Below are 26,638 nucleotides of genomic sequence, written 5' to 3'. Positions count from 1 at the left end.
GACTTGATCACCCCGCCGCCGACGTACAGGACGGGCCGCTTGGCGGCGCTGATCAGCTTGGCCGCCTCCCGGATCTGCTTGGCGTGCGGCTTGGTCACCGGGCGGTAGCCGGGCAGGTCGGTCTGCGGCGGCCACGAGAAGCTGGTCTTCGCCTGGAGGGCGTCCTTGGCGATGTCGACCAGCACCGGACCCGGACGGCCGGTCGAGGCGATGTGGAAGGCCTCCGCGATCGTCCGCGGGATGTCCTCCGCCTTGGTGACCAGGAAGTTGTGCTTGGTGATCGGCATCGTGATCCCGCAGATGTCCGCCTCCTGGAAGGCGTCCGTACCGATCGCCTTCGACGGCACCTGACCCGTGATCGCGACCAGTGCCACCGAGTCCATGTAGGCGTCGGCGATCGGCGTCACCAGGTTCGTCGCACCGGGGCCCGAGGTCGCCACGCAGACGCCGACCCTGCCGGTCGCCTGGGCGTAGCCGGTGGCCGCGTGGCCCGCGCCCTGCTCGTGGCGGACCAGGATGTGGCGCACCCTCCGCGAGTCCATCAGCGGGTCGTAGGCCGGGAGGATCGCACCGCCGGGAATGCCGAAGACGGTGTCCGCCCCCACCTCTTCGAGGGAACGGATGAGGGACTGCGCACCCGTGACGTGCTCCACGGGGGTGTCGCACCGTCCTTCCGTCCGGGGCGAAGGGACGGCGGGCAACCGGTCGGCCTCCGCGCTGTGCTGCACGGCGTTCGTCATGTGAATCCCCACTGCCGGTAGGTGAGTGTGCTGGCATGTCGGCGGAGGCCCCTCAACCCCGGGTCAGGAACCGTTTGGGCTGTTCGAGGAGCCCGGCCGTGTCGGCGAGGACCCGGGACCCCAGCTCGCCGTCGACCAGCCGGTGGTCGAAGGAGAGCGCGAGCGTGGTGACCTGACGGGACCTCACCTTGCCCTTGTGCACCCAGGGCCGGAGCCCGATCGCGCCGACGGCGAGGATCGCCGCCTCCCCGGGGTTGAGGATCGGCGTGCCGGTGTCGATGCCGAAGACGCCGATGTTGGTGATGGTCACGGTGCCGTCCGCCATGGCCGAGGGCGGGGTCCTGCCCGCCTTGGCCGCCGCCACCAGTTCGCCGAGGTCTCCGGCGAGGCGGGGAAGCGTCTTGGTGTGGGCGTCCTTGATGTTCGGCACGACGAGGCCGCGCGGGGTGGCCGCGGCGATGCCCAGGTTCACGTCGTGGCGGATGACGATCTCCTGGTTCACCTCGTCCCAGGACGCGTTGATCTCGGGGTTCCGCTTGATAGCGACGAGCAGGGCCTTCGCGACGAGGAGGAGCGGGGTGACGCGGAGACCGGCCATGTCGGGGTCGGCCTTCAGCTCCTCGACGAGCTTCATCGTGCGCGTCACGTCGACCGTCACGAACTCGGTGACGTGCGGGGCGGAGAAGGCGCTCGCCACCATGGCCCGGGCCGTGGCCCTCCGTACGCCCTTCACGGGGATGCGGGTCACCCGGGCGCCGGCGGACACCTGCGCGGCCGGGGCCGCCACCGGGTCCGGGGCCGCCACCGGGCCCGGGGCCGGCGTCGGCTCCGGAACGGTGGGCCGCTCCTCGGGCGCCGGGGCCGCCGCCCGGTGGACGTCCTCCCGGCTGATGATTCCGGCGGGGCCGGTCGGGACCACCGCCGCCAGGTCCACGCCGAGGTCCTTGGCGAGCTTCCGCACCGGCGGCTTGGCCAGCGGCCGCGCCGGGGCGACCGCCGGTTCCAGCACCGTCGGTTCCAGCACCGCCGGTTCCAGCACCGTCGGTTCCACCGCCGGTTCCGGTGCGGCGGTGACGGCCGCCTCCTGCCTGCGTGGCCGGCGGCGGGTCGGACCCTCGGAGACGCCGTAGCCCACCAGGACCGGCTCCCGGACGGGGGCGGACGGGGCGGACGGGGCCTCGGGAGCCTCGGCGGCCACCGGAGCCGCGGCGGCCGTCGCCACGGAGATGATCGGCCTGCCGACGTCGACCGAGGCGCCCTCCGGGTGGTGCAGCTCGTGCACCACCCCGTCGTACGGGATCGGCAGCTCGACGGCCGCCTTGGCCGTCTCGACCTCGCACACCACCTGGCCGTCGGTCACGGTGTCGCCGGGCTTGACGTACCAGGTGAGGATCTCGGCCTCGGTGAGCCCCTCCCCCACGTCGGGCATCTTGAACTCGCGGACGTGCTGTTCGGTCACGGGTGCTCTCTCCTCAGTACGCCAGCGAGCGGTCGACGGCGTCGAGCACGCGGTCCAGGCCGGGCAGGTACTCGTCCTCCAGGCGCGCCGGCGGGTACGGCGCGTGGTAGCCGCCGACCCGGAGCACCGGGGCCTCCAGGTGGTGGAAGCAGCGCTCGGTGATCCGGGCGGCGATCTCCGCGCCGGAGCCGAAGAAGACGGGAGCCTCGTGGACGACGACGAGCCGGCCGGTCTTCTCCACCGACGCCTGGATGGTGTCGAAGTCGATCGGGGAGACCGACCGCAGGTCGACCACCTCCAGGCTGCGGCCCTCGCGCTCCGCCTCGGCGGCGCTGTCCAGGCAGGTCTTCACGGCCGGCCCGTACGCGAGGAGCGTGGCGTCCCGGCCCTCGCGGACCACGTGGGCGCGGTGCGGGTCGCCGGGGGCGGCCTCCGTGTCGACCCGGCCCTTCTCGTAGTAGCGGCGCTTGGGTTCGAAGAAGATGACCGGGTCGTCGGACGCGATCGCCTGCCGCAGCATCCAGTACGCGTCGGAAGCGTTCGACGGGGACACGATCCGGAGGCCGGCGACGTGCGCGAAGAGGGCCTCGGGGGACTCCGAGTGGTGCTCGACCGCGCCGATGCCGCCGCCGTACGGGATCCTGATGACGACGGGCAGCCTGATCCGGCCCAGCGAGCGGGCGTGCATCTTCGCGAGCTGGGTGACGATCTGGTCGTACCCGGGGAAGACGAAGCCGTCGAACTGGATCTCCACCACCGGCCGGTAGCCGCGCAGGGCCAGGCCGATGGCGGTGCCGACGATGCCGGACTCGGCGAGCGGGGTGTCCATCACCCGGTCCTCGCCGAAGTCCTTCTGCAGGCCGTCGGTGATCCGGAAGACGCCGCCGAGCCTGCCGACGTCCTCGCCCATGACCAGGACCTTGGGGTCCTGCTCCATCGCGGCGCGCAGCGCCTCGTTGATGGCCCGGCCCAGGGGCAGCGCCCGCGTCGCGGGGCGCGCTCCGTCCGCCGCGCGCGCGACCGTGAGGGTCGTCATTTCAGTTCCCTCCTGCGGTGGCGAAGGACGCCTCGTAGCGGCGGAACGCGGCGCGCTCCTCGTCGACCAGCGCGTGCGGGTCCGCGTAGACGTGCGCGAAGATCTCCTCGGTGTCGGGGGCGGGCATGGAGCGCACCTGCTCGCGGAGCCCCTGCGCCAGCGCGTCGGCCTCCTGGTCGACGGCGGCGAAGTACGGTGCGCCGGCGGCGCCGAGATCGAGCAGGTGGGCCTTGAGGCGGGCGATCGGGTCCCGGCCCGCCCACTCCTCCACCTCGGCGGAGTCCCGGTACTTGGTGGGGTCGTCGGAGGTGGTGTGGGCGCCCATGCGGTACGTGAAGGCCTCGACGAGCATCGGGCCCTCGCCGCGGCGGGCCCGCTCCAGGGCCGCCCTGGTCACGGCGAGACAGGCCAGCACGTCGTTGCCGTCGACGCGGACGCCGGGGAAGCCGAAGCCGTCGGCGCGCCGGTGGATCGGGACGCGGGTCTGCCGCTCGGTCGGCTCGGAGATCGCCCACTGGTTGTTCTGGCAGAAGAACACCACCGGCGCGTTGTAGACGGCGGCGAAGTTGAACGCCTCGCTGACGTCGCCCTGGCTGGTGGCGCCGTCGCCGAAGTAGGCGATCACGGCGGTCTCGCTGCCGTCCTTGGCGACGCCCATCGCGTAGCCGGTGGCGTGCAGGGTCTGCGAGCCGATGACCAGGGTGTAGAGGTGGAAGCCGCGCTCGGCGGGGTCCCAGCCGCCGTTGTTGACGCCCCGGAACATGGCGAGCAGGCTGACCGGGTCCACCTCCCGGCAGAGCGCGACGGCGTGGTCGCGGTAGCTGGGGAAGACGTGGTCGTCGGCGGCGAGGGCGCGCGCGGAGCCGACCTGGGCGGCCTCCTGGCCGAGCAGCGAGGGCCACAGGCCCAGCTCGCCCTGGCGCTGGAGGGTGACGCCCTCGCCGTCGACCCGGCGGGCGAGGACCATGTCGCGGTAGAGGCCGCGCAGTTCCTCGTGGCTGAGGTCGATGTCGTAGTCGGGGTGCCGGACGCGCCGGCCCTCGGGGGTGAGCAGCTGGACGGCTTCGGTGCTCACAGCCCCTGCCTCCCGTCGGAACCGGCGGCGGCCGGAGTGGTCGCGGCGGGTACCGGGGGCGCCTCGGCGGCGACGGGAGCGTCCACGATGACGGCGGGGGCGGGCCCGGTGGCGGCGGGGGACGGCTCAGTGACGGCGGAGGACGGCTCGGCGGCGGGGGACGGCTCAGTGGCGGCGGAGGACGGCTCGGCGGCGGGGGACGGCTCAGTGACGGTGGAGGACGGCTCGGCAGCGAGCTTCGCCGCGGCCCTGGCGGCCTTCGCCGCCTCCGCGGCCTCCCGCTCCTTGCGGGAACGCGACCAGCGGCGGGTGAGCGGGACCTCCACCCAGGAGTACAGCGCCCAGGCGAGGAGGACGGAGACGGCGAGTTCGCCGAGGAGGATCCCCAGCGCGGCCGGGGTGGAGTAGAGCCCCTCACCGAGGAGGTGGCGGGTGTACTCCAGGACCGTGAAGTGGACCAGGTAGAAGGCGAAGGAGATCTCGCCGAGCCAGACCATCGTCCGGTTCCGGAAGATCGTGAACCGGCCCTCGTTGTCGGCGATGGCGCCGGCGGCGATCAGCAGGGCGGCCGGGACGACGCAGATCAGGCGGATGCCCCACAGCCACGGCACGTACAGACCGGCGACGTAGGTGGCGACGACCAGCACGCTCGACCAGATGAGGCCGATGTTGCGCCAGCGGCCGAGGATGACGGCACGGCCGACGAGCATGCCGAGCGCGAAGTCGAGGAGCCGGCCGGCGGGCAGGACGTAGGCGAACCAGAAGTAGTTGGCGGACTGGCCGGGCTCGTTGGGGACGACCTCGGTGCCGACGGGGATGATCGCGTAGGTGATCAGCGGGGTCGCGGCGATGGCGGCGACAACGCCGACGATCCAGTACTTGAGGCGGTGCGCGGGTATCTTCTTGAGCACCACGAACAGGGCCGGGAAGGCGAGGTAGAAGAACGCCTCGGCCGACAGGGACCAACTGACGTTGTTGACGGCGAAGTTGGTGGGCACGTCCGGCACCCAGGACTGCAGCATGAAGAAGCTGAGGAAACCCTGGAGCGGGGTGGTGGGGGCGCCGTCGACGCCGTTGACGAGCACCAGGGCGACGACCCACGCCACGATGTACGGCGGGACGATCTTGGCGAAGCGGCGGCGCCAGAACGCCGTGGCCGTGTCCTTCTCGCGGGCGGACCAGATCAGGATGAAGCCGCTCAGCATGAACCAGAACGGCATGGTGAGGCCCGCGACCATGCCGAGCGCGTGGTAGATGCCGCGTTCCACGCCGGAGTCGGCGAAGATCCGGATGCTGGCGAAGGGCAGGACCGCGTGGAAGAGGAACACCAGCAGGGCGACCGGGAAGCGCAGACCGGTCAGGGTGGGCAGCCGGCGCACGCGGGGGGCGGCCTCCCCCGCCGGCCGTTCGCCGTCGGCCGTGGTGCCGCCGGACGTGCCGGTTCCGGGTGACCCGGCGGTGCCCGGTCTGGTGGGGCTCTCGATGCTCACGGAACTCTCTCTCCTTGGGTGGATGCGCATGGGAGGGGGTGCTGGTGAGGGGTGCGGGACCGTGCGGGAAGCGGGGGTGGGGGGCACGGGGCGTGGGGGGCACGGGGCGTGGGGGGCACGGGGCGTGGGGGGGTACGGAGCGTGGGAGGGGGTACGGGAAGTACGGAGGTGACGCGGAGTACGGGGAGGGCGACGCGGAGGCGGGCGGGTCTCAGATGTCGAGGACCAGGCGCTTCGAGGCGCACCGCGAGACGCAGATCATCATCACGTCGCCGGCCTCCTGCTCCGCCGGGCTGAGCAGGGTGTCCCGGTGGTCGGGGACGCCGCCGAGGACACCGGTCTCGCAGGTGCCGCAGACGCCCTCGCGGCAGGAGGCGTCCACGTAGATCCCGGCGTCGTCGAGGACGTCGACGATCGACTCGTCGGGGCCGACGGTGACGGTCTGCCCGGAGCGGGAGCACTCGACCTCGAAGGAGCTCTCCCCGCCCTCGGGGGACGGGACGACGACGCCGGCGAAGCGCTCGACGTGCAGCCGGTCGGCGGCCCCGAGCTCCGCGCAGACCTCCGCGATGCCGTCCATCAGGGCCTGCGGGCCGCAGCAGTAGACGTGGGCGCCCTCGGGAAGCCCTCCGAGGACCCGCCGGAGGTCCATGCGGCCGTGCTCGTCCTTGGGGTGCAGCTCCACGGTGCCGCCGTGCGCGGCGAGGGCGGTGAGCTCCTCGCCGAAGGCCATCGTGGAGCGGGTCCGGCCGGCGTACCAGAGCTGCCAGGGCCTGCCGCGCGCTCCGGCCTCCCGGGCCTGGGTGAGCAGCGGGGTGACGCCGATGCCGCCGGCGACGAACACGTACGCGTCGGCGTCGACGAGCGCGAAGTGGTTGCGGGGGCCGCGCACGGTGACGGTCGCGCCGGGCCGCAGCTCGTCGTGGACGAAGGAGGAACCGCCTCGCGATTCGGGCGACTTGAGGACCGCGATGCGGTAGTGCGCGGTGTCCGCGGGGTCGCCGCAGAGGCTGTACTGCCGGACCAGGTCACCGGTGTGCAGGTCGATGTGGGCGCCCGGCGTCCAGTCCGGGAGCGGTTTGCCGTCGGGGCTCACCAGTTCGACGGACAGGACGTCGTCGGCCTCCCACGTCATCCGGCGTACCAGCAGGTCGAACGGTTTCTCGTCGGTGGTGCTCACGGTTCGTCCTCCTTACCGGCGTCGGGGCCGGGGAGCGGTGGGGGGCAAGGGGCACGGGCCCCCTCGGGAGGGGGCCCGGATCGCTCGGTGCTAGGCCGCGGCCCCGGCGGCGCGGCCGGCGCGGTCTGCCTCCCTGCCGAACTGGATGGAGTTGGCGAAGCTCACGTCGTGGCTCTTGACGTCGATGACCACGCGGTCGCCGTCGGCGATGCGGAAGCCGTCGTGGAAGCTGGCCTCGTCGGCGCCCAGGAGGATGTAGTTGACCATCCCGGGGCGGCGGATCGCCGGGTAGGTGAAGAGGTGGTCCGCCATGTCCCGGACCTTGAAGTAGAGGGCGCTCTCGCCGCAGTCGAAGCTGCCCTCCCAGGCGGGCACGCCGTCGCGCTCGATGGTGACGCGGCCGGTGACGGTGGTCGGCGGGGGGCCGAGGAAGACGAAGGGCGAGAGGGACGTGTCGCTGAGCTTGCAGTACGGGTTCCAGCCGGGGTTCTGCCGGTGCAGGCCGATGTCGCACAGGTCGTTGCCGAAGGTGTAGCCGACGTAGTGCGGGTCCCCGTCGTCGTCGTTGACGTACACGAGGGCGACCTCGGGCTCCTCGATCAGCGCGACGGCCTTCTCCGGGACGACGAGGGGCTCCTCGGGCATCCGGATCCAGGAGCCGAAGCCCTTGAAGAACCAGTTGGGCGCGACGAACTCGGTCTCGTCGGTGGGCTCGTCCTCGTACTTGGATTTGTGGGTGCGCATGAAGCCGCTCAGCAGCGCGTTCCCGGAGCCGGGGAGCAGCGGCGGCAGGAAGCGCAGCTCGGGGTCGTCGGTGGCGACGACGATCTGCCCGCCCTCGCCCGTGATGGAGGCGATGACGGCCTCGGGGGACGAGGCGGCGACGAACTCCGCCCGGAGCCGGCCGTCGGCGACCGGGAAGAGCGTCAGCGGATCACCGTCGGCCGGCTTCTCGAACCCCGCGTACCGCTCGCCCTTGTATTCGGCTTCGAACAGGATGGAGATGGACATGTCGGTCGGCCCTCCTAGGCCGGGGGCGGCGGCAGAACCGCCGGGGAAGGGTTCCGGGCACCGGCCGGGGGCCGGCGTCCGGAAGCGGGAAGAGGGTCAGGCGGGGATCGGTACGGCGGCGCCCGCCGTGAGGTCCGCGAGGACCTCCTCGACCCGGTCGAGGGAGGCGCGGATCCAGTCGAGCGCGAGCGGGTCCTCGGCGTGCAGCGCCGCCAGGCACCGCTCCTCGGTGTCGCCGTACAGGCGGCTGGTGGCCACCCGCAGCCGCAGCGACTCCTCCGCCTCGCCGAAGGCGCTCGCGGGCAGCAGCCCCACGCCGTACCGCTCGACGAGCAGTTCGGCGAGTCCGGCGCCGGTCCGCACCCCGTGGGCCTCGGCCAGGTGGGCGCGGAGCGGCTCGAAGTCCGGGTACAGGTAGCAGGTGGCGACCACCGGCTCCAGGACCGCGCCGGCGGCGGCGAACCGCTCGGCCATCGCGCGGGTCACCGTCTCGTGGAGGCGGCGGCTCGCGGCGATGTGCTCCACGATCTCGTCGGGCTCGGCGAAGGCGTACGCGGCGGCGGCCTGCACGGGGGCGGCGGGGCTGGACCAGATCTGGCTGGCCACGCCCACCAGCCGCTCCCGCAGCCGCTGCCCGGCCTCGCCGGCCGGCAGCCGGGCCACACCGGTCCGCCAGCCGCCGATCGCGAGGTTCTTGGTGAGGCCGGTGGTGACGACGGTCCGCTCGGGGGCGAAGACCGCCGGGGAGACGGCGGGCGTCGCCACCGGGTCGTACACGAGGTCGCAGTAGATCTCGTCGGAGATGACGACGAGGTCCAGCTCCCGGGCCGCCTCCGCGAGCCGCCGCACGGTCTCGGGGGCGGCGATCCCCCCGGTCGGGTTGTCCGGCAGGGTGACGACGACGGAGCGCGGGTCGTGGCCGGCGGCGCGGGCGGTGGTGACCGTCTCGCGCAGCCGGTCGGGGTCGGGCACCCCGCCCTGGCCCGGCAGGGCCGGGACGGGGAAGTGGCGGACGCCGATGAGACCGGCCTGTGCCGCGTAACTGACCCAGCTGGGCACGGGGATGACGACGTCGCCGCCGACCGCCAGGAGCAGGCCGAAGAGCATCGGCTTGCTCCCGGGGCCGCACACGACCTGGTCCGGTTCGGTGGCGAGACCGCGCCGTTCCCAGTAGCCGGCGGCGGCCTCGCGGAGCTCGGGGCTGCCGGCGACGGGACCGTACGAGCCGAGGTCCGCGGCCTCGGCGAGCCGGGCCCGCAGACCGGGGTGGACCGGCAGGCCGATCTCGCCGCTCGCCATGGAGAGGACGGACTGGCCGGCCGCGCGGCGGCGGGCGATGGCCTCGTCGGCGGCGAGCGTCGCCGACATGGTGACCTGGTTGGCTTCGGGCACGGTGCTCACGCCTCGCCGTACAGTTCGCGGAGGACCTTCTTCCGAACCTTGCCGGTGAGGGTCTTGGGCAGGGCGGCGACGACCTCCAGGCGGTCCGGCAGGAACCGCTCGTCGAGGTCCGTCGCCCGGAGGTAGGCGCGCAGCTCCTCCAGCGTCGGGTGCTCGTCGCCGGAGGGGACGACGACCGCGAGGATCGGGTCCTCGACCCGGCCCGTGGGGCCGACGAGGGTGGTCTCGGCGACCTTCGGGTGCCGGTTGACCGTCGACTCGATCTCGGCCAGCGGCACGACCATGCCGTCGCGCTTGATGGCGTCGCTCGCCCGGCACAGGATGCGGATGCCGCCCCGGCCGTCGTCGCGGGCCACGTCGCCGGTGTCGAACCAGCCGTCGTCCAGGATCAGCGCGTCGTACTCGGCGTCCCGCTTGTAGTAGCCGAGCGCCTGGGACGCGCCGCGCACCCGGAGCCGGCCGACGGGGGCCCGCTCGGTCGGGTTGATGCACTTGTCGATCCGGATCTCCATCGCGTCGATCGGCCGGCCGTTGCTGTGCGCCGCCCAGTCCTGGTTGTAGTCCAGTTTGGTGATGGTGACCGGGCCGTTCTCGGACATCCCCCACAGCGAGTACGTGCGGGCGCCGAGCGTCTCGCGCAGGTCGTCCACCAGGGGCTGGAGGACCTGCGCAGAGCCGGTGACGACGTGCCGCAGGGTGTGCACGTCGCGCGGCTCGACCCGCTGCGACTGGGCGATGTCGGTGAGCGTCGGCGGCGGGCCGTACAGCAGGGTCGCCCCGTACTTCTGCACGAGGTCGAGCAGCGCGTCGTTCTTCCGGCGGTCCTGGAAGGCGATCGTGCCGCCGAGCATGACGCTGGCGAGGATGCCCTGGCCGAAGCCGGAGTAGTGGACCAGCGGGGTGGTCACGGCGGCGACCAGGTGCTCGTCGAGGAGGAAGGTGTCGACGTAGCCGCGGATGGCCGAGTGGACCGTGTTCTGGCTGTGCAGCACGCCCTTGGACTCGCCGGTGGTGCCGGAGGTGAAGAGCACCACGAACGGTTCGTCGGGGCCGCGCTCGCGCCCGGAGAGGTCGTCGTGCACGTCCTCCCAGACGGTGTCGACGAAGTGGTGCTGGAAGTCGACGCACCCCTCGGGGGCGGCACCGTCGACGATCACCACGTGTTCCAGGGTGGGGACTTCCCGCCGCAGCCGGTCCGCCGTCCCACCGGTCGGGTTGCCCTCCCAGTCCGACATGGTCACGAGCACGCGGGCCCGGGTGAGGTCGAGCCGGTGGCGCAGCGGCTGCTCGGGCGCGGTCGGATCGATCGGGCAGATGACGGCGCCGACGCGCAGGCACGCGTAGAGCATCGGCACCATCTCCCACCGGTTGGGGAGCTGGACGGCGACGAAGTCTCCCGGCTCCACGCCCAGTTCGACCAGGCCGGCGGCGAACCGGTCCGTGAGCTGCCTCAGTTCGAGGTAGTCGAGGGTGTCGGTGCGGGCCTCCTTGATGCGGCGGGCGGCCACGGCCAGCTTGTGCGGGCGGGTCAGGGCCTGGTGGCGCAGGTCGTCGAGGAAGGTCTCCTCGCGCCACCAGCCGCGCTGGTAGTAGAGGGCCCGGCGGGCCTCGCGGCCGTCGGGCATGGGGCTGGTGATCTCGACGACGGGCGTCGTCTCGCGGGTGAGGACGATTCCGTCCACGATCCGCGGCGCCGGTCCGGCCGGCGCTTCCTTGACCTCGGTGGTCACGAGCGGTCCTTCCGGCGGGCGGCGAGGAGGGTCGGCAGGGGGTCGCCCGCGTGCGCCGCGGCGATCTCCAGGAGGTCCCGGGTGTTGCGGCGCACGCAGTCGCCGACCCAGTCGAAGACCCACGCCTTGCGGGCGTCCGCCGCCAGGTCGAAGGGGACGACGCGGGTGACGGCCAGGGCGGCCGAGGCCGCTCCGCCGATGTTGGCGATGACACCGGGCACGAGGACGGTGCCCGAGGCCCGCACCTTCTCCTTCGCCTCGGCGCTGGAGCTGAGGTTGCCGCCCTCGACGACCAGGCCGGCCCGCACCCGGTGCGCGTTCTCGGCGTTGATCGCGTGCTTCTGCGCCGCGAGGATCAGCAGGTCGGCCTCCACGTCCAGCCAGGCGTCCGGCTCGTCGGACACGGTGACGTCCGCGGGCAGCCGCGAGCGGTCGATCCTGCCGAACTCGTCGGTGATCGCGACGAGGTCGGCCACCGGCAGCCGGTCCGCGCTGATCGTGCCCTGGACGTCGGCCACGCCGACGACGGTGTGCCCGCGGTCCTCCAGGAAGTGCGCGACCGCGCGGCCCACGGCGCCGAATCCCTGGATCACGACCCGGGCCCGCCCCTGGTGGCCGCTGGCCTCCAGGGCGGTGACGGCGCCGACGCCGACGCCGTGCCCGGTGCAGTCGATCAGCGGCTCGTAGTAGGTGCGCCAGTCGATCGGCATGTCCGGGGCGCCGAGCCGGTAGCGCGGGTCGTACCCGGCCTCCTCGAAGAAGACGGCGCGGTCGGCGGGCGTGACGCCCATGTCGATGCCGAGGTGGATGCCGCCGTGCAGCAGCGGCTTGACGGTGCGGCCGAAGGTGCGGAAGGTCTGCTCGCGGTCGCTTCCGTCGGAGACGATGCCGGCCTTGGCGCCGCCGATGGGCAGGCCGGCGAGGGTGAACTTGTGCGTCATGTCCCGGGCGAGGCCGGCCACCTCCTCCTCGGTGACACCGGGGGTCATCCGGGTGCCCCCCATGGCCAGGCCGTCGTGGAGCGAGTCGACGACGACCCAGCCCCTGAGGGAGCCGCCGCTGCCGTTCAGCGAGACGACGAAGGCCGGATCCTGGGGGTCGTCCGGGATGGGATTGCCGTTCTGGGAAGTCATGTCCAAGGACCTCATAATCGATTCGATGGGCTGCTGTCCGGACCGGAGCGATGTCGGGGACGTGCCGCGGGGCCGGAGGCGGGGGGTTGTCGGACGGCCCCGCGGCACGGGTCTCGGGAGCGGTGGTCAGTCGGTCGGGCCGGTCACTGGTACGTCTCGGCGAAGCCCCGCAGGATGTCCGTCCCGTCGCTGCGGAACTCCAGGTGGGCCTGTGCGCCGAAGACGCGTCCGTCGTCGGACCGGAGGAACTCGACGGGGGCGTGCTCGGAGCGCCCGATGGCGCGGAAGCCGGCCGGGGCCGCCTGGAGGTACAGGGTGTGGCGGTGGAAGACCGTCACGGTCGGCTTGACGTAGGAGAAGATCGGCTCGTCCTTGTCGACCTGCACCTCGTAGCCGCCGACGCGCTGGGGGCCCTCCTTGAGTTCCCCGCCGTTGGCGACCGCGATGATCTGCATGCCGCCGCAGATCCCGAAGACCGGCACCTCGGTGTTCATCACCAGGTCGATCAGCGTCTTGTAGTAGTCGCCGTCGAAGGCGCGGACCTTGGTGCCGCTCAGGACGATCGCCTGGTACTTGGGATCCAGGCGGACGGGAACCGAGGCGACGTCCACCACGGTGGTCTCGGAACCCAGGTCCTCGAAGCGCTTGCGCAGCTGCGGCAGGGAGAGCGTTCCGTTGTTGACTACGAGAACCCGGGAAGTCGCCACGAGTTCTGCTCCTCTCGATGGTGGGGGGTCACGAACCCGTGATGACGGTTCCGGTGGATTCGGCGAGCAGCCGGCTCACGGGCGCGCTGCCGATGACGACCCGCCGGACGCCGTGGTCCAGGGCCTCGCCGGCGGCCCGCAGCTTCTTCCGCATGCCGCCGGTGGCCCCGCGGTCGCGGAAGTCGGCGGCGGCCTCGGCGCTGATCCGGCGGACCGGCTCGCCGTCGATCAGGAGGTGCTCCACGTCGGTGACGAGGGCCAGCGACACGGCGGCCGAGGCGCCGGCGATGGCGGCCGCGGCCCGGTCGGCGTCGGTGTTGACCTCCTGCCCGGCCGCGTTGCGGGCGAGCGGGGTGACGAGGTAGCAGTGGCCGGGCCGGAGGTTCGTCAGCCGGGCCGGGGTCACCTCGGTGATCGGGCCGACCAGGTTCTCCAGCTCGACGAGCTGCTTGCCCTGCCACCACCAGCGCTCGCCCGCGCCGGCCCGGACCAGGCCGTCGCTGCCGATGACCCGCTCGACGGTGATGCCGCGCCGGGTGAGCCGCTCGGTGACGGTCCTGCCGACGACCTCGCTGACCGCCTTGATGTCGGCGATCACCTCGGGGGTGGTCCAGCGGCTCTGGTTGCCGTAGCGGTCCCGGAGGATCGCGGACGGCTCCGCGTAGCGGGGGTTGAGCTCGCGCAGCGGCTTGGACCAGCCGTGCACGAGGACCAGCGGGTTGTTCCGGCCGTGCTCGGCCAGGTCGTCCCACCAGCCTTCGGACATGTCGCCCAGGCAGCTTCCGCCGAGCTTGACGACGGTGGGGGTGTACGAGGTCCCGCGGACCGGAGCTTCGGTCATGCCGGCATCACCGGCTGCGCCGTCAGCCCCGTCTCCTCGGCGAGGCCGAACCGCAGGTTCAGCGCCTGGATGCCCTGCCCGGCCGCGCCCTTGACCATGTTGTCGAGGGCCGACAGGACCACGATCCGACCGCCCTCGGGGTCGTGCATGACGGTGACGTCGCAGTAGTTGGAGCCGAGCACCGCCTGCGGGTCGGGCACCGGGATCAGGGTCTCGGTGTTGCGGCGGACCCGGACGAACTGCTTGTCCTTGTAGAACCGGAGGTAGGCGCGCTGCAACTGGCGGGCGTCGACCTCGTCGTCGGTGAGGACGTACGTGCTGGCGAGCAGTCCGCGCACGTGCGAGACGCCGTACGCCGACATCGACAGGGAGGCGATCGTGCCGGGCTTGGCCCGCTCGAAGAAGTCGCGCACCTCCGCCGCGTGCCGGTGCCCGGTCGGGGCGTACGGGGCGATGGCGCCGTTGCGCAGCGGGTGGAGGTCCGCGGTGCGCAGCGACAGGCCGCCGCCGCTGGAGCCGCTCTTGCCGTCGATCACGACCGTCTTGAGGTCCAGGCCGAGCCCGAGCGTCAGCGGGGCGAGGCCGAGGGTGATGGCGGTCGCGTAGCAGCCGGGCAGCGAGATCAGCGAGGCTCCGGCGAGCTGGTCGCCGACGAGCTCCGGGACGCCATAGACGAACCGGTCGGCCAGTTCGGCCGCCCGCTCGACCTTCGGGTACCAGCGCTCGTGCAGCTCCGGGGTGCGGATCCGGAAGGCGCCGCTGAGGTCGATCACACAGGGCACCTGGTCGGCCAGCCGGGCGGCCAGCGCGGCCGACACCGGAGCGGGCGTGGCCAGGAAGACGACGTCGCAGCGGTCCGACAGGTCCGTGTCCGCGGTGGACTCGACGCTCAGGCCCAGGTCCAGGCGGAGGCCCGGGTGGAGCTCCGAGGGGCGCCGGCCCACGTTGGACGAGCCGCCGAGGAAGGTCAGTTCCAGCTCGGGATGCTGGATGACCAGGCGGATCAGTTCACCGCCGGCGAGCCCGGAGGCGCCGACGATTCCGACACGGATCATGCGAGGGTCTCCTGCACGTAGCGGCTGACGGCGGAGGGGATGTCCACACCGGTCGCCGAGGTGATCGCCCGGAACGCCGGGGCGTGGTTGACTTCGTTGACGACGTAGCCGCCGGCCGTTTTGAAGAGGTCGATGCCGTAGATGCCCTCGCCGAGCTCGTTCACCACGCCGTCGACGATCTTCTGGACCTCGGGGTCGTGGTCCATGGCCTGGTGGCGGTTGCCGAGGGCCGCGTTGCTGCGCCAGTCCTCGCCGGCGCTGGTGAACTCGGCGGCGGCGATCAGCTCGCGGCCGACGACGAAGCACCGTACGGAGCTGCCGCCGTCGAGGAACGGCTCGACCAGGCTGGCCTGTTCGAAGCCGTGGCCGAGGTCCTCGATGTAGTCGTAGACGGACTGGGCGGTGTCCGCGTCGCGGATGAGCGTGACCCGCTTGCCCATGCCGCCGAAGACGGGCTTCAGCACCAGGGGCAGCGGAAGCTCCTTCAGCGTCTTCTCGAAGTCCTTGCGGGAGAGGACGAGTCGGTGGTCCGCGACGGGGACGCCGGCCCCGCGCAGCAGGGTGCGCAGGGCGAGCTTGTTCTCGCAGGCCTGGATCGCGTGGGCCGTGTTGAGGGTCCTGATCCCGGACGCCTCCGCCTGGACGGCCAGGAGGCCGCCCCGCGTGTAGCTCCGGCTGCGGATGAGGACGACGTCGTAGCCGCTGAGCGGGGAGTCCTCGGCGCCCAGCGCCAGGGACTCGTCGTTGACCCACTCGATGCGGTGCCCGAAGGCCGGTGCGGTCTCGATCAGCCGGCGTTCCTCCCAGCCGATCCGGTCCGCGACGATGGCGATGTTGCTGCCGCTCATTGAGGGACTCCTTATCCGGGCGGTGCGGCTCACTGGCCCCAGTCGCGCAGCGTCACTTCGATCATGGCGAGGGAGAGGGTGCCGTCGTCCTCGACGTTCTCGACGCGCAGCGTGAGCATGCACTCGGGGCAGACGAGGGTCTCGCCCTGGACCATCGGCGGGGTGGAGAGGTCGGTCTCGCACTCGGGGCAGACGGCGCTGAGGAGCGGGGTGGACATGGATGTCTCCGTTTCGGTGGTGCGGGGTGGGTGTGCGGTGTCGCGGGTCAGAGCGACCGGAAGTCGACGGCGGCCTTGCGGATGTCGTCGCGGTCCAGGAGCGGGGCGCCGGAGGCCTCCTGGCGTCCGGTCAGCCACGCGGTGAAGGCGGCGGTGTCGAGGCCGGCGGCCTCTTCGTCCAGCGCCCAGTCGACGAGGGGCGTGGTGAGACGGGTGCGGACGCGCAGCTCGCGGGTGTTGCCGACGAGTTCGGCGGGCAGCGTCTCGTACGCCTCGGGGTGGGTGAGCTGGCCGGGCAGCTCGTAGGCGAAGGCGTGCGGTGTGGTGGGGCCGGACTGGAAGGCCTCGCCGAGCCCGGCGCCCCTGAGAGCCGCCTCGGACAGCTCGGTGAGATGGGTCAGGTCGAAGCGGGTGTCGCCGTGGATGACCCGCAGCGAGGTGAGCAGCTCGGCCAGTGGGGCGTTGCCGCCGCGCTCGCCGATGCCGCCGACGGTGGTCGAGATCCACCGGGCGCCGGCCCGGACTGCGGCCAGCGAGTTGGCCACCGCCATGCCGAGCATGTTGTGCGAGTGGATCTCGATCTCGGCTCCGTCGATCGCGGTCAGGTCCGCGATCTTCTCCTCCATCTGCCACGGCGAGAGGTACGCGACGGTCTCCGCGAGCCGGAACCGGTCGGCCCCGGCCTCGAAGCCCGCGGTCACGTACGGGACCAGCCGCTCCCTGGGGGTGCGTGCGCCGTCCTCGCCGCTGAAGGTGACGTGGAAGCCGCGCTCCTTGGCCCCCTCGATCGCGGCGCGCGCCACGGTGGTCAGGTACTTGCTGCTCGGCGAGGCGAGCTTGAGCGCGGCGTGCTCCTCCGAGGTGGGGATGGAGAACATCACGTTCCGCACCCCCAGGCGCAGCGCCTCGTCGAGCGCCTCCTCCGCCTGTCGCCGGTCGCGCACCACGACAAGGGTGAGGCTGCGCTCGGGGCCCACGGTCTCGTGCGTGGCGAGGATCAGGTCGGCGTCCTTGGAGGAGGGTCCGGAGACCATCCCGACCTCGACGAGGGACACGCCGGTCTTGACCAGCAGGTCCGCGATGACCGAGGCGTCGTGCGGACGGAATTCGACACCGGCCATATGAGCCGAGTCCCGCAGGGTCGCGTCGGATATGTGGGGCAGCACCTCCGGGACACTGCCACCGTTCTGTGATTCCGCCATTGCCTTTACTCCTTGGTCGAAGCCGTTGGAATGCGGCTGGTGCTGACATCAAGAATCAGCCAATGACGGAAGGGGGGTCAAGGAGATCCGTGTCAGGCTTCCTCGACTTTTGTCAGGGGACGTGAGGCCCGTCAAGGAATACGAACCGGATGTGAAGCGGGCTGCAAAAAGAGTCAATTGACGCCCCGCCGGAGCCGCACGGGAAGGTTTCCCGGGCCCCGGGGATTGCATCGGGGCAAGGAACCGGAAAACCAGGAAATCACTCCAGGAGACGGGAACCTCATGATGGACCTTCTCGCGACCCCGCGGCTCGGCGTCGTCGTCCCGCCGGAGAACCCCACGGCGGAGCCGGAGTTCAACCGGCTGGTCGGCGCGCGCATGAACGTGTACGCGAGCCGCTTCCCGGTGACGCCCGGCAAGGGGCTTCTTCAGATGCTGGAGGCGTGGAACGAGGCACTGCCCGACACCCTGGCGGGCTTCGGCGCCATGGGCCTGGACGCCGCCGTCGTCGCCTGCAGCGCCTCCCACTACCTGCTCGGGCCCGAGGGCGACCGGGCCTTCTGCGAGGAGCTCGGCGACCGGGCCGGCCACCCGGTGCACTCCTCGACCCAGGCCATACTGACCGCCTGCGCGTGGCTCGGCGTGGAGCGGCTGACCCTGGTCTCGCCGTACGAGCCGTGGCTGACGGAGACCTCCGCCGGCTTCTGGCGCGCGGCCGGGCTCACGGTGGACGAGGCGCTCCTCGTCCCGGCCCGGGAGGGCCACTTCGACCCGTACGAGGTGACGACCGCGGCGATACTGGAGCGGGTCCGCGGGGCCCGGCTCGCCGACGGCACCGCGCTCCTCTTCACCGGCACCGGCATGGGCACGCTCGCCGCCCTGGAGGAGCTGGGCCGCGACGGCGACCGGGTGCTGCTCACCTCGAACCTGGCCTCCGCCTGGTGGGCCCTGCGCACGGCCGGCGCCGGCGGGGACCCGGCCGACGGCCACCCGCTGCTCGCCCGGCTGGAGCGGCACGCGGCCGCGGTGGCCGCCTGATCCGGCACGGTGGCCGGGTCCGGCGCGGGTGCCCGATCCGGCGCGGTGGCAGGGTCCGGCGCGGGTGCCCGATCCGGCGCGGGCATCGGCGCACGAGAGGGGCGCGGCCGGTCGCCGGGACCGTCCGCGCCCTCGCCGGCGGCACCGGAGCCGGACCCGCTCAGACCCCGACGGGGTGCCGCTGGGCCGTGCCGATCTTGTACCCGACACCGCGCACCGTGACGATCCACTTGCTGGAGCCGAGCTTGGCCCGGAGGCTGCTGACATGGGTGTCGATGGTGCGGCTGGACGCCGCGCGGTCGCTCTCCCATACCTTCGCCATCAGCTCCTTCCGGGACACGACCCGCTCGGGGGTGGACGCCAACACGTACAGGAGTTCGAATTCCTTCGACGTCATGTCCACCGGCCGGCCGTCGAGGCGCACCTCCCGCGACCGCCCGTCGATGTGCAGCGGCCGCAGCGAGATCGACTGCGGGGCGTCGGCGGTCTGCGGATTCACCCGGCGGAGCACCGCCCCCATCCGCGCCATGACCTCACGGGAACCGCAGGTCTTCACCACGCAGTCGTCCGCCCCGGCCTGGAGCGCGAGCACCCGGTCCAATTCCGCGTCCTGGCGGCTGAAGGCGATGACCGGCGTGTCGCCGGCGGCCCTTATCGCCCGGCACACTTCCAGGCCGTCCATATCGGGCAGTTCGAGATCGAGAAGCACTATATCGGCCTGTGGCAGATGTCTCAGCGCGTCCGACCCGGTTCCCACTCCCCTCGCCTGATATCCCTGGCGCCGCAGGTTCTGGACGGTGGACTCGATCGTTTCCAAATCCTCCACCACGAGTGCATTCACCATCTGGCTGTCAACTCCTTCGGTCTGGTTGAAAAATATCGGTCCGGGAAATGTCAGGCGCTTTGCGGCAGCCTTTCGTCGAGCGCACCCGCGTGCAGGAGCCGGTCGTAGACGTGGGCGGCGGAGACCAGGGTCATGTGGTGGTGCCAGCCGGGAAAGGAGCGGCCTTCGAAGTCGAGGAGCCCGTAGTCCCGTTCGAGCGTGGACACCGTCAGGCAGGTCCCGGGATGCGCCTGGGCGAGGGTCGTCAGCTGCTCCACCCGCCGCCCGGTCAGGCTGGTGATCCACACCCGGGGAACGCGCGAGTCCACCGGGCGCCACTCGGTGAAGATCCGGTATGTCCGGCCGGAGCCGGGCAGCCGCACCAGCTCGGAGACCACCCGCACCTGCCGGCCCCGCCCGCCCGGCGCGGCCAGGGTCACCGCGCGCGGCGGCAGGACGTGGTGGCGCTGGAGGAACTGCCGGGCGCCGACCTGGCCGAGCGGCGCGTCGGCGGCGCCGGGAACGGCCCGGGAGACGCGCGGGTCGGCGGGGAGCACCGGCAGGGCGGCGGGCACCGCCACCACGAAGTCGTGGCCGCGCCGGTCGAGGCCCGCGAGGAGCCGCCCGGCGTCGAGGTGCTCACTCAGGTCGGCCACCACCGGCACGTGGGCCGGCAGCCGGCGGGGCAGGGCGTCCGAGACCGAGTCCACCAGGTCGAGGACGAGCTCCCACACCGGGCGGTGCCGGGCCGAGTCGGGGATCCGGGCGCGCTCGCGCAGCTTCGCGTCCTCGTTCCACTGCTCGGGCAGCAGCAGCCGCCACTCCACCGGCAGGTCCTCGTCGCCGGTGGAGACGAAGGCTCCGAGTCCGACCTGGCAGCTGATGGTCCGCCCGGCGGCGGGGACGAAGCGGCGGTGCACCCCGCAGGTGTGCTCACCCCGCTTGGGCAGGACGACGGTGCCGATGGTCAGCGCCCGTAACGGGAAGTGTTCGCCCGTCAGCCGGATCAGCTCCTGCCGGGCGGGACCCCAGTCCCAGGGGCTGGCGCTGATGAACTGGTGCAGCGACTGGGAGGTGGTGGCCGGGACGGCGGAGACCGCGGCGGCGAGCCGGCGGATGGACTTCCGGCCCGGTGTGGTCAGCAGCCCCTGCAGGTAGAGCTGGGCCCAGCGGCGCTGGTCCGCCCTGGGCAGGTGGGCGAAGACCGATTCCGCGAAGCGGAAGACCCGCGCGTCGTGGCCCGGATCCGCCGCCCGGGCCGTGCTGTACTCCGCCGTGCTGTACTCCGCCATGCTGTGCTCCCCCCCATCAGGCACCACAGAAAGAATAACGAACACCCTCTATTTTTCGCGAGAGGGGAGAACCCTCCTTCTGTTCGACTTAGCCAAGTCGAACAGAGTGACGCCGGTTTTCGGCCACAGCGCGTGATCGGCGCCACGGCCGGCCCCCCGCGCCGACCGGGCGCGAACGGCCCGAGCGGCCGCGCGGAGGCGGCCACCGCGCCCCCCTGGACGCCCGCCCCGGCACGGCCGGCCCCCGGCTACGCGCCCGTGCCCGCCCGCCTGGCGGGGAAGCCGTGCGCCCGCGCGCCGACCACCACGACCAGGACCGGCACGATCAGGATCAGGACGCTCCACGGGAAGGCCCCGGAGCCGAAGCGGTCGAGCAGCAGCCCGCCGACCAGACCGCCGCCGGCCATGGCCACGTTCCACAGGGTCACGAGCATCGCCTGCGCCGCGTCGGCGGCCTCTTCGCCGCCCGCGTCGGCCGCCGCCGTCTGGAGCAGGGTCGGCACGCCGCCCCAGCCGAGGCCCCACAGCGTCACCGCCGCGTAGATGACGACGGTGTTGCCCGAGAGGACGGCGAGCGCGGCGGCCGCCAGCGCCATGAGCAGCACGCTCGCGATCGTCAGCACCCGCAGGCGGCGGTTGATCCCGGCGCCGACCGCCCAGATGCTCAGCAGGGACGCGGCGCCGAAGACGAGCAGCACCAGGTCGGTCGAGTCGCCCAGGCCGAGCTCGTCGAGGAAGATCGCGATGAAGGTGTAGAGGATGGTGTGCGCGAGCACGAGGACGAGCGTCACGAAGAGAACGGGCGTCACGCCGGGCACCTTCAGCGCGCTCAGCATCGGGTCCCCCTTGCCCTCCCGCCGCTGCCCCGGGTAGTCCGGCACGGCCAGGGCGATCCAGCCGAGCAGGATCACCGTGAGGACGGTCATGGTCAGGAAGGCCACCTGCCAGCTGACGGCCTTGCCGAGGAAGGTGCCGGCCGGGACGCCGAGCGAGAGGGCGAGCGGGATGCCGGCCATGGCGATCGCGATGGCCTTGCCCTGGAGGTGCGGCGGCGCCATCCGGCGGGCGTAGCCGGCGAGCAGGGCCCAGGCGAGGCCCGCGGCGACACCGGCGACGAAGCGGGCGCCCATGGTCAGCAGGTACGAGGTGGAGACCGCGGTCACCGTGTTGGCGACGGCGAAGCCGGTCATCGCGGTGAGCAGCAGCCGTTTGCGCCGCCAGGCGGCGGTGGCCGCGGTCAGCGGGATCGCGGTCAGCGCGGTGCCGATCGCGTAGACGGTGACCGTCTGTCCGGCCGCGGACTCGCTGACCCCGAGGTCGCCGCTCATCGCGGGCAGCAGGCCGGCCGGCAGGGTCTCGGTGAGGCTGGTGATGAAGACCGCCGTCGCGAGGGCGAGCAGGGCGAGCAGCGGCAGCCGTTGCGGCTCGGCCTCCTCCGTCCGTACGTCGGCGGGCGCGTGTGTGGTCATGGGGCATCAGCTCGCATCTCGGCCCGTCCGGGCCCGGGTGTCGTGGGGTGGGGGTGGGCTTCAGGCCCCGGCGGCGGACCCGGCGTCCGCCCGGTAGCCGAACTGTCCGTCCAGGAGCGACCGCAGCCGCCTGCGACCGCGGTGCAGACGGGAGTTGACGGTGCCGCAGGGGACGCCGACGAGCGAGGCGATCTCCTCGTACGGCAGGCCCTCGACGTCGGCGAGGTAGACGACGGTCCGGAAGTCGCAGGGGATCGACCGCAGCGCCTCGCTGATCACCGGGTCCGGCACCCGGGCCATGACCTGCGCCTCGACCGAGGGCAGCCCCTCGGCCGTGTGCGAGGCCGCGCGGGCGAGCTGCCGGTCCTCGATGTCCGAGCTGGCCGCGTACGTCTGCTCCACCCGCCGCTTGCGGCAGGCCGTCAGGTGGACGTTGGTGAGGATCCGGTAGAGCCAGGCCCGCAGATTGGTGCCGGGCCGGAACTGCTGGAAGCCGCGGTACGCCCGCGCGTACGCCTCCTGCACCAGGTCCTCCGCGTCCGCGGGGTTCCCGGTGAGCCGCATGGCCTGGGCGTACAGCTGCGGACGGTAGCCGACGGCGTCCCGCACGAAGCGGGCCGTCCGCTGCTCGTCCGTCTCGAGGGCGGGGGCGGGGGTCGTGTCCGTCATGGCCGGGAGCATTACATAGAAAACGTTCGGTTTTCTTTTGGGGCGTGAAGTTCCGCGACGACCTTGGCAACTTCCGTAAGGAGGTGTGAAACCGGCCCCCGGACACGGGTCCGGCCCGCCGCGGTGGGGGCGCGGCGGGCCGGGGCCGGGCGTACTAGAAGGCGGAGGCGTCCGCCATCTCGGCGACGGCCGAGAAGGTGGATCCCTCCCCCTGGAGGGCGTCCACCCGCAGCCGGTGGCGACCGGGGGCGGACTCCCCCGGGAGCGCCTCGGCCTCGATCCAGCAAGGCGAGTCGAACTCCACGTACCGGTTGAAGCGCACCTCCATGGAGAGCGGCAGCGCCGGCCCCCGGGACGGGTTCAGGGCGTGGGACGCCTGCCGTACGGACTCCAGCAGGACCATGCCCGGAACGTGGTCGACGGGGTGGTCGAAGAGGACCGGGTGCGTGGTGTCCACCCGCAGCCGCCAGCGGCCGAGCTCTCCGGAGGGGGAGAGCACCACGTCCTGGTCCCGGCCGCGGCCGACCAGACCCGGCGGGAGGGGCGACGTCGGCGCGGGTGCGCCGAGGAACATTCCGGCCGCGTCGCCGCGGCCCGCCCGCAGCCTGCTGTACACCTCGGGGGAATGACAGCCGAACTCGGTCTCGACCACGGCGAACGGCACGCCGTCGCGGACGAGTTCGATGCGCATCCTGATCGAGGCGGGCAGGTTCCGGCGGTACCGGATGTCGGAGCACGAGACGCGCAGCTCGACCTCGGCCGGCGTGCCCTTGATCCGCAGGCCCGACGGGTCGACCTCGTACCGCAGGTCCCGCCAGCTGAGCTGGTACCCGAAGGGCATGCCGTACGCGGCGTGGGCGAGCAGCGGAAAGGTCTGCCGGGCCGTCTCGCACAGCATCAGGGGGTCGTACATCCCGTGTTCGGATACGTAGAAGCAGTGGCTGCGCGGCCACTGCGCGCTGACGGTGAAGGAGTCGGGGCCGTTCCTGTGCCAGCCTGTCAGGAAGACCTCGGACAGGGCCGCCCGGTGGACGTACTCACGGGGGACCGTGGTGGTGAGCGGAGTGCGTAAAACCTCAGAACGTTCCTGGATAAGCATGCCTCTCCCCCTGGCGTGCGTATGTGGAGCCCGAGTGGATCTATCGATCGCACGGGCTTGCCTGTAAAATAAGGGCGTTCGTTTTTTTTGTCGAGGGGATTCAAGGGCCTTCATGGATGAGCCGAAGCAGGAACGGGCGGTGAAGACGCGGGACACCATCCTCCACGCGGCTGCCGAGGTGTTCGACGAGTGCGGCTTCAGCGGAGCCAGCATCAGCAAGATCATGGGCCGGGCCGGGGTGACCCAGGGCGGCATGTACTTCCACTTCAAGTCGAAGCGGGGCCTCGCCATGGCCGTCATGGCGAGTCAGCAGGACTTCGTGGAGCCCCCCAAGCGCTCCTCGGGTCTCCAGGCGCTGATCGACCTCACCTTCTACCTGGCCCGCGAGCTCCAGCGGAACGTGCTGTTCCGGGCGAGCGTGCGGCTCGCGGTCGAGCAGGGCGAGTTCGGCGTCCGGAGCGACACGGCCTACCAGGAGTGGGTGGACCACTTCCTGAAGCACCTGCGCACGGCACGCGAGCTGGGTGAACTCCTGCCGGACGTCGACGAGTCCGACTTCGCCACGACCCTCGTGGGCGCCTACACCGGGACCCAGCTCTACTCGAACATCGCGAGCGAGCGGAGGGACCTTCCACAGCGCGTCTCCCTGCTGTGGCAGTTCATGCTGCCGGCCGTCGCGACCCCCGAGGCCATCGGACAGCTCCGCATCCGCCCGGGCAGAAGCGGCCTTCCCGTCTGACGCCGGCCCCGAGGACCGCCGCGACGACGAACCGTCGCGGCCACAGCGGCGGAGACGGCACCCCAGCCCTCCGCCGACCGCCGGCCCGCGCCCTCCGGGGCGCTCCGGTCCGCTCGGTGCGTACGGTGGCGCACGGAGTCCGGTCCGCCCAATCCGCCCGGCCCTCCACGGCGCCCCGGTCCATTCGGCCCGCCCGGTTCGCTCGGTCCTTCACAGCGCCCCGGTCGACACGGCTCTTCACGGCGCCCCGGCCCGCCCGGTCCTCCACGGCACCCGGGCACGCCCGGCCCTCCGCGGCTCCTCAGTCCACCGAGTCCTCTGCGGCGCCCCGGTCCACCCGGCCCGCCGGGGCTCTTCCGTCCTCCCCGGACCGCCGGGCGTCCGGGGCGGTGCGCGTCCCGCCGGCGCCGCCCGCCGCCAGGACTCCCCCGAGAGCCAGCCGCCAGACCCGGTCCAGCTGATCGGCGGGCCCGCCCGGCCGGCCCTTCGCGCCCTGCCGCCCGCGCAGCGAGGTCTCCGCCCCGCCGGCCAGGTACTCCACCAGGGTCGTCACGTCCTCCGGCGGTGCGCCGTCGCGGAGCTGGCCCGCCCGGTGAGCCTCGTCGAGCAGGTTCCGGACCGTCGGCAGCCAGATGCCCGTCCAGGAGGCGCTCTCCGGGAGCTCCCGGGCCAGCCGGGCACTCGCCCGCACCAGGACCTCGTGCTCCATCAGCCGCGCGAGCTCGACGGTGAAGTCGACCACCGCGCTCAGCGCCGAGGTCCGCTCCGCGGTGACCCGCTTCAGCACGGTCCGCGTGAGCGCGCGCCCCTCCTCCCACACCGCCTCGGCCAGATCGGCCTTGGAGGCGAAGTGGAAGGTGACCGCCCCGATGGACACGCCCGCGGCCTTGCTGATCCGGGACAGCGACGTACCGGCGTATCCCTCGCGGTCGAACTCCACCGCGGCCGACCGAACGAGTCCCGCACGGGTGCGTACGGCCCTCTCCTGTTTCACCATGCTGTCTCCGAACGAGCACCTGAAAAGAGCATCCTGGGCGTGCCTCCCAAGGGTGGACAACGTCGAGTTGGTCAAGATGCGAGACAATTCTTCCGCACCCCTCTCGGAGACGGTCCCGTCGTCTCCGAGAGGGGTGCGACGCTCTCAGGAAAGAGAACGTTCGCTATTCTTTCACCATGGTCACCCCCCCGTCCGACGACGCCGTCTCCCGCTTCACCGAGCAGGTCTTCGAACCGCTGGCACGTGCCGACCAGCGCGCTTGGGCGTGGAGATACCTGCGGGCCCTGCTGGCCACCTCCGGCAAGAAGTCCGTCCGCCGGCTGGCCGCCAGCGTCTCGGCCTCGCCGACGGCGGCCCAGGCCCTGCACCAGTTCGTCAACGTCAGTCCCTGGGACTGGACCCCGGTGCGCGGGGAACTGCTCCGCTGGACCGAGCGGCGGCTCGCCCCGCGGGCCTGGGTCGTCGACCTGGCGGTGCTGCCGAAGCGCGGCGAGCACTCCTGCGGGGTGCACCACCGCTTCGTCACCGCCGCCGGACGGGCCGTCACCTGCCAGGTGGGCGTGGGCGCCTTCCTCGCCACGGCGGCCGACGCGGTCCCCGTCGACTGGCGCCTCCAGCTGCCCGGCACCTGGGGCAAGGACCCGCACCGCCGCCGGCGCGCCCGGATACCCGACGAGGTGGGCTTCCGGCCGCCCGAGCAGCACGCCCTCGAACTCGTCGACGCCCTGACCGCCGCGAGCCGCGCCGTCCCCGTCCCGGTCGTCGCCGACCTGGGGGCGACCCCCCGGGCGGGCGCCCTCGCGCGGGGGCTCGCGGCCCGGGGCCGGGACTTCGCGCTGGCCGTCCCCGACGGACTGCGGGTCAGGGCCGCGCGGTACCCCGGCCACCCGCCCCGCCCGCGCGGCGAGGAGTACGGTCCGGTGCACACGGCCCGCGGGATGCTCGGCCCCGTCCCGCCCCCGCGCCGCGCCGCGGGGGCGGCCCAGCCCGCCGGCCGCGAGCACCGCGCCGCGGCCACGACGGCCCTCGTCCACCCCGTCGACCGCCCTTCGGTGGGCACCCCGCACCGCGCCTACCTCCTCTTCGCGGCCCGCACCGAGGAGAGCGGGGCGCCGTCCCGGCTGTGGCTCACCAACATGACCCACGCCCGCACCGAGGACCTCCTCGCCCTCACCCGCTTACCCGTCCTCACCCGCCGCACCACCCGCCGTCTGGAGGACGACCTGGGCCTCCTCGACTTCGAGGGCCGCTCGTACCCCGGCTGGCACCACCACATGACCCTGGTCTCCGCCGCCTACGCCCTCCGCCACCTCCACCACCTCAGGTCCTGCGCGACCGCCGAAGCGTGACGGGGGCGCGATGCCGCCCACCCGAAAACGGCACCAC

At 72.5% G+C, this 26,638-nt stretch carries 25 protein-coding genes; 3 read left to right on the top strand and 22 right to left on the bottom strand.

Going from position 1 to position 26,638, the window contains the following annotated elements:
- From ACIQD7_RS33195 to ACIQD7_RS33120, 16 genes are all read right to left on the bottom strand, one after another.
- The coding region (locus ACIQD7_RS33195; RefSeq protein ID WP_402446859.1) for a thiamine pyrophosphate-binding protein at positions 1-740 on the bottom strand (740 nt) is incomplete at its 3' end.
- Between the two features lie 52 nt (positions 741-792).
- Entirely contained in the window at positions 793-2,169 is a 1,377-nt protein-coding gene (locus tag ACIQD7_RS33190) for a dihydrolipoamide acetyltransferase family protein (protein ID WP_402446870.1), read from the bottom strand.
- A gap of 43 nt (positions 2,170-2,212) precedes the next feature.
- The gene (locus ACIQD7_RS33185; RefSeq protein ID WP_402446857.1) at positions 2,213-3,235 is read right to left on the bottom strand and encodes an alpha-ketoacid dehydrogenase subunit beta; all 1,023 of its coding nucleotides are present in this window, start codon (positions 3,233-3,235) and stop codon (positions 2,213-2,215) included.
- A gap of 1 nt (position 3,236) precedes the next feature.
- Positions 3,237-4,310: a pyruvate dehydrogenase (acetyl-transferring) E1 component subunit alpha gene (gene pdhA / locus ACIQD7_RS33180; protein ID WP_402446855.1), complete on the bottom strand. Its 1,074-nt coding sequence runs from the start codon at positions 4,308-4,310 to the stop codon at positions 3,237-3,239.
- Complete coding sequence (locus ACIQD7_RS33175; protein ID WP_402446852.1) at positions 4,307-5,800, bottom strand: acyltransferase family protein; 1,494 nt, start codon at positions 5,798-5,800, stop codon at positions 4,307-4,309. The genes pdhA and ACIQD7_RS33175 overlap by 4 nt, the downstream gene beginning before the upstream one ends.
- 211 nt (positions 5,801-6,011) lie before the next feature.
- The gene (locus ACIQD7_RS33170; RefSeq protein WP_402446850.1) at positions 6,012-6,980 is read right to left on the bottom strand and encodes a PDR/VanB family oxidoreductase; all 969 of its coding nucleotides are present in this window, start codon (positions 6,978-6,980) and stop codon (positions 6,012-6,014) included.
- A gap of 90 nt (positions 6,981-7,070) precedes the next feature.
- The gene (locus tag ACIQD7_RS33165; RefSeq protein WP_402446847.1) at positions 7,071-7,991 is read right to left on the bottom strand and encodes a fumarylacetoacetate (FAA) hydrolase; all 921 of its coding nucleotides are present in this window, start codon (positions 7,989-7,991) and stop codon (positions 7,071-7,073) included.
- Positions 7,992-8,087: 96 nt separating this feature from the next.
- The gene (locus tag ACIQD7_RS33160; protein ID WP_402446867.1) at positions 8,088-9,359 is read right to left on the bottom strand and encodes a pyridoxal phosphate-dependent aminotransferase; all 1,272 of its coding nucleotides are present in this window, start codon (positions 9,357-9,359) and stop codon (positions 8,088-8,090) included.
- Between the two features lie 29 nt (positions 9,360-9,388).
- A complete protein-coding gene (locus ACIQD7_RS33155; protein ID WP_402446844.1) occupies positions 9,389-11,122 on the bottom strand; it encodes an AMP-binding protein in 1,734 nt (577 codons plus the stop codon).
- Positions 11,119-12,255: a Glu/Leu/Phe/Val dehydrogenase dimerization domain-containing protein gene (locus ACIQD7_RS33150; protein ID WP_402446843.1), complete on the bottom strand. Its 1,137-nt coding sequence runs from the start codon at positions 12,253-12,255 to the stop codon at positions 11,119-11,121. The genes ACIQD7_RS33155 and ACIQD7_RS33150 overlap by 4 nt, the downstream gene beginning before the upstream one ends.
- A gap of 143 nt (positions 12,256-12,398) precedes the next feature.
- Positions 12,399-12,962, bottom strand: coding sequence for a type 1 glutamine amidotransferase (locus tag ACIQD7_RS33145; protein WP_402446840.1), 564 nt, complete (start codon positions 12,960-12,962; stop codon positions 12,399-12,401).
- Between the two features lie 28 nt (positions 12,963-12,990).
- Positions 12,991-13,803 carry an acetylglutamate kinase gene (locus ACIQD7_RS33140; RefSeq protein ID WP_402446839.1) on the bottom strand — a complete coding sequence of 271 codons (813 nt, stop codon included), beginning with the start codon at positions 13,801-13,803 and terminating at the stop codon, positions 12,991-12,993.
- Positions 13,800-14,858, bottom strand: a complete 1,059-nt coding sequence (gene argC, locus ACIQD7_RS33135; RefSeq protein ID WP_402446836.1) for an N-acetyl-gamma-glutamyl-phosphate reductase — start codon at positions 14,856-14,858, stop codon at positions 13,800-13,802. The genes ACIQD7_RS33140 and argC overlap by 4 nt, the downstream gene beginning before the upstream one ends.
- Positions 14,855-15,706, bottom strand: a complete 852-nt coding sequence (locus ACIQD7_RS33130; protein WP_402446833.1) for a RimK family alpha-L-glutamate ligase — start codon at positions 15,704-15,706, stop codon at positions 14,855-14,857. Before ACIQD7_RS33130 ends, argC begins: the two co-directional genes overlap by 4 nt.
- Positions 15,707-15,735: 29 nt before the next feature.
- Positions 15,736-15,924 carry a hypothetical protein gene (locus ACIQD7_RS33125; RefSeq protein WP_030693508.1) on the bottom strand — a complete coding sequence of 63 codons (189 nt, stop codon included), beginning with the start codon at positions 15,922-15,924 and terminating at the stop codon, positions 15,736-15,738.
- 47 nt (positions 15,925-15,971) lie between these two features.
- Positions 15,972-17,126 (bottom strand): isopropylmalate synthase, encoded by a 1,155-nt coding sequence (locus ACIQD7_RS33120; RefSeq protein WP_402446830.1) that lies wholly within the window; start codon positions 17,124-17,126, stop codon positions 15,972-15,974.
- 282 nt (positions 17,127-17,408) lie between these two features.
- On the opposite strand from ACIQD7_RS33120, the gene ACIQD7_RS33115 reads away from it, so the two are divergent.
- On the top strand, positions 17,409-18,164 hold the full coding sequence (locus ACIQD7_RS33115) for an arylmalonate decarboxylase (protein WP_402446827.1): 756 nt from the start codon (positions 17,409-17,411) through the stop codon (positions 18,162-18,164).
- Between the two features lie 160 nt (positions 18,165-18,324).
- Here the strand turns inward: ACIQD7_RS33115 and ACIQD7_RS33110 are convergent, their stop codons facing one another.
- The 5 genes from ACIQD7_RS33110 to ACIQD7_RS33090 form a co-directional block, all read right to left on the bottom strand.
- Positions 18,325-19,008 (bottom strand): response regulator transcription factor, encoded by a 684-nt coding sequence (locus tag ACIQD7_RS33110; RefSeq protein WP_402446824.1) that lies wholly within the window; start codon positions 19,006-19,008, stop codon positions 18,325-18,327.
- Positions 19,009-19,058: 50 nt separating this feature from the next.
- On the bottom strand, positions 19,059-20,279 hold the full coding sequence (locus ACIQD7_RS33105; RefSeq protein ID WP_402446822.1) for an IS701 family transposase: 1,221 nt from the start codon (positions 20,277-20,279) through the stop codon (positions 19,059-19,061).
- Positions 20,280-20,527: 248 nt separating this feature from the next.
- Positions 20,528-21,748: an MFS transporter gene (locus ACIQD7_RS33100; protein WP_402446819.1), complete on the bottom strand. Its 1,221-nt coding sequence runs from the start codon at positions 21,746-21,748 to the stop codon at positions 20,528-20,530.
- 60 nt (positions 21,749-21,808) lie between these two features.
- The gene (locus tag ACIQD7_RS33095; protein WP_402446816.1) at positions 21,809-22,417 is read right to left on the bottom strand and encodes a sigma-70 family RNA polymerase sigma factor; all 609 of its coding nucleotides are present in this window, start codon (positions 22,415-22,417) and stop codon (positions 21,809-21,811) included.
- Between the two features lie 154 nt (positions 22,418-22,571).
- Positions 22,572-23,516 (bottom strand): ScbA/BarX family gamma-butyrolactone biosynthesis protein, encoded by a 945-nt coding sequence (locus ACIQD7_RS33090; protein ID WP_402446813.1) that lies wholly within the window; start codon positions 23,514-23,516, stop codon positions 22,572-22,574.
- Between the two features lie 112 nt (positions 23,517-23,628).
- Between ACIQD7_RS33090 and ACIQD7_RS33085 the strand changes: the two genes are divergently transcribed.
- Entirely contained in the window at positions 23,629-24,255 is a 627-nt protein-coding gene (locus tag ACIQD7_RS33085; protein WP_402446810.1) for a ScbR family autoregulator-binding transcription factor, read from the top strand.
- Positions 24,256-24,556: 301 nt separating this feature from the next.
- On the opposite strand, the gene ACIQD7_RS33080 is transcribed toward ACIQD7_RS33085, so the two are convergent.
- On the bottom strand, positions 24,557-25,252 hold the full coding sequence (locus ACIQD7_RS33080) for a TetR family transcriptional regulator (RefSeq protein WP_402446807.1): 696 nt from the start codon (positions 25,250-25,252) through the stop codon (positions 24,557-24,559).
- A 176-nt stretch (positions 25,253-25,428) separates the two neighbouring features.
- Here ACIQD7_RS33080 and ACIQD7_RS33075 point away from each other — a divergent pair, with 176 nt between their 5' ends.
- Complete coding sequence (locus ACIQD7_RS33075) at positions 25,429-26,601, top strand: IS701 family transposase (RefSeq protein ID WP_402446804.1); 1,173 nt, start codon at positions 25,429-25,431, stop codon at positions 26,599-26,601.
- Positions 26,602-26,638: the final 37 nt, after the last annotated feature.

It is taken from the genome of Streptomyces sp. NPDC093071 (assembly GCF_044754545.1).
GTDB lineage: Bacteria > Actinomycetota > Actinomycetes > Streptomycetales > Streptomycetaceae > Streptomyces.
This window is presented reverse-complemented; position numbering and strand designations above follow the sequence as displayed.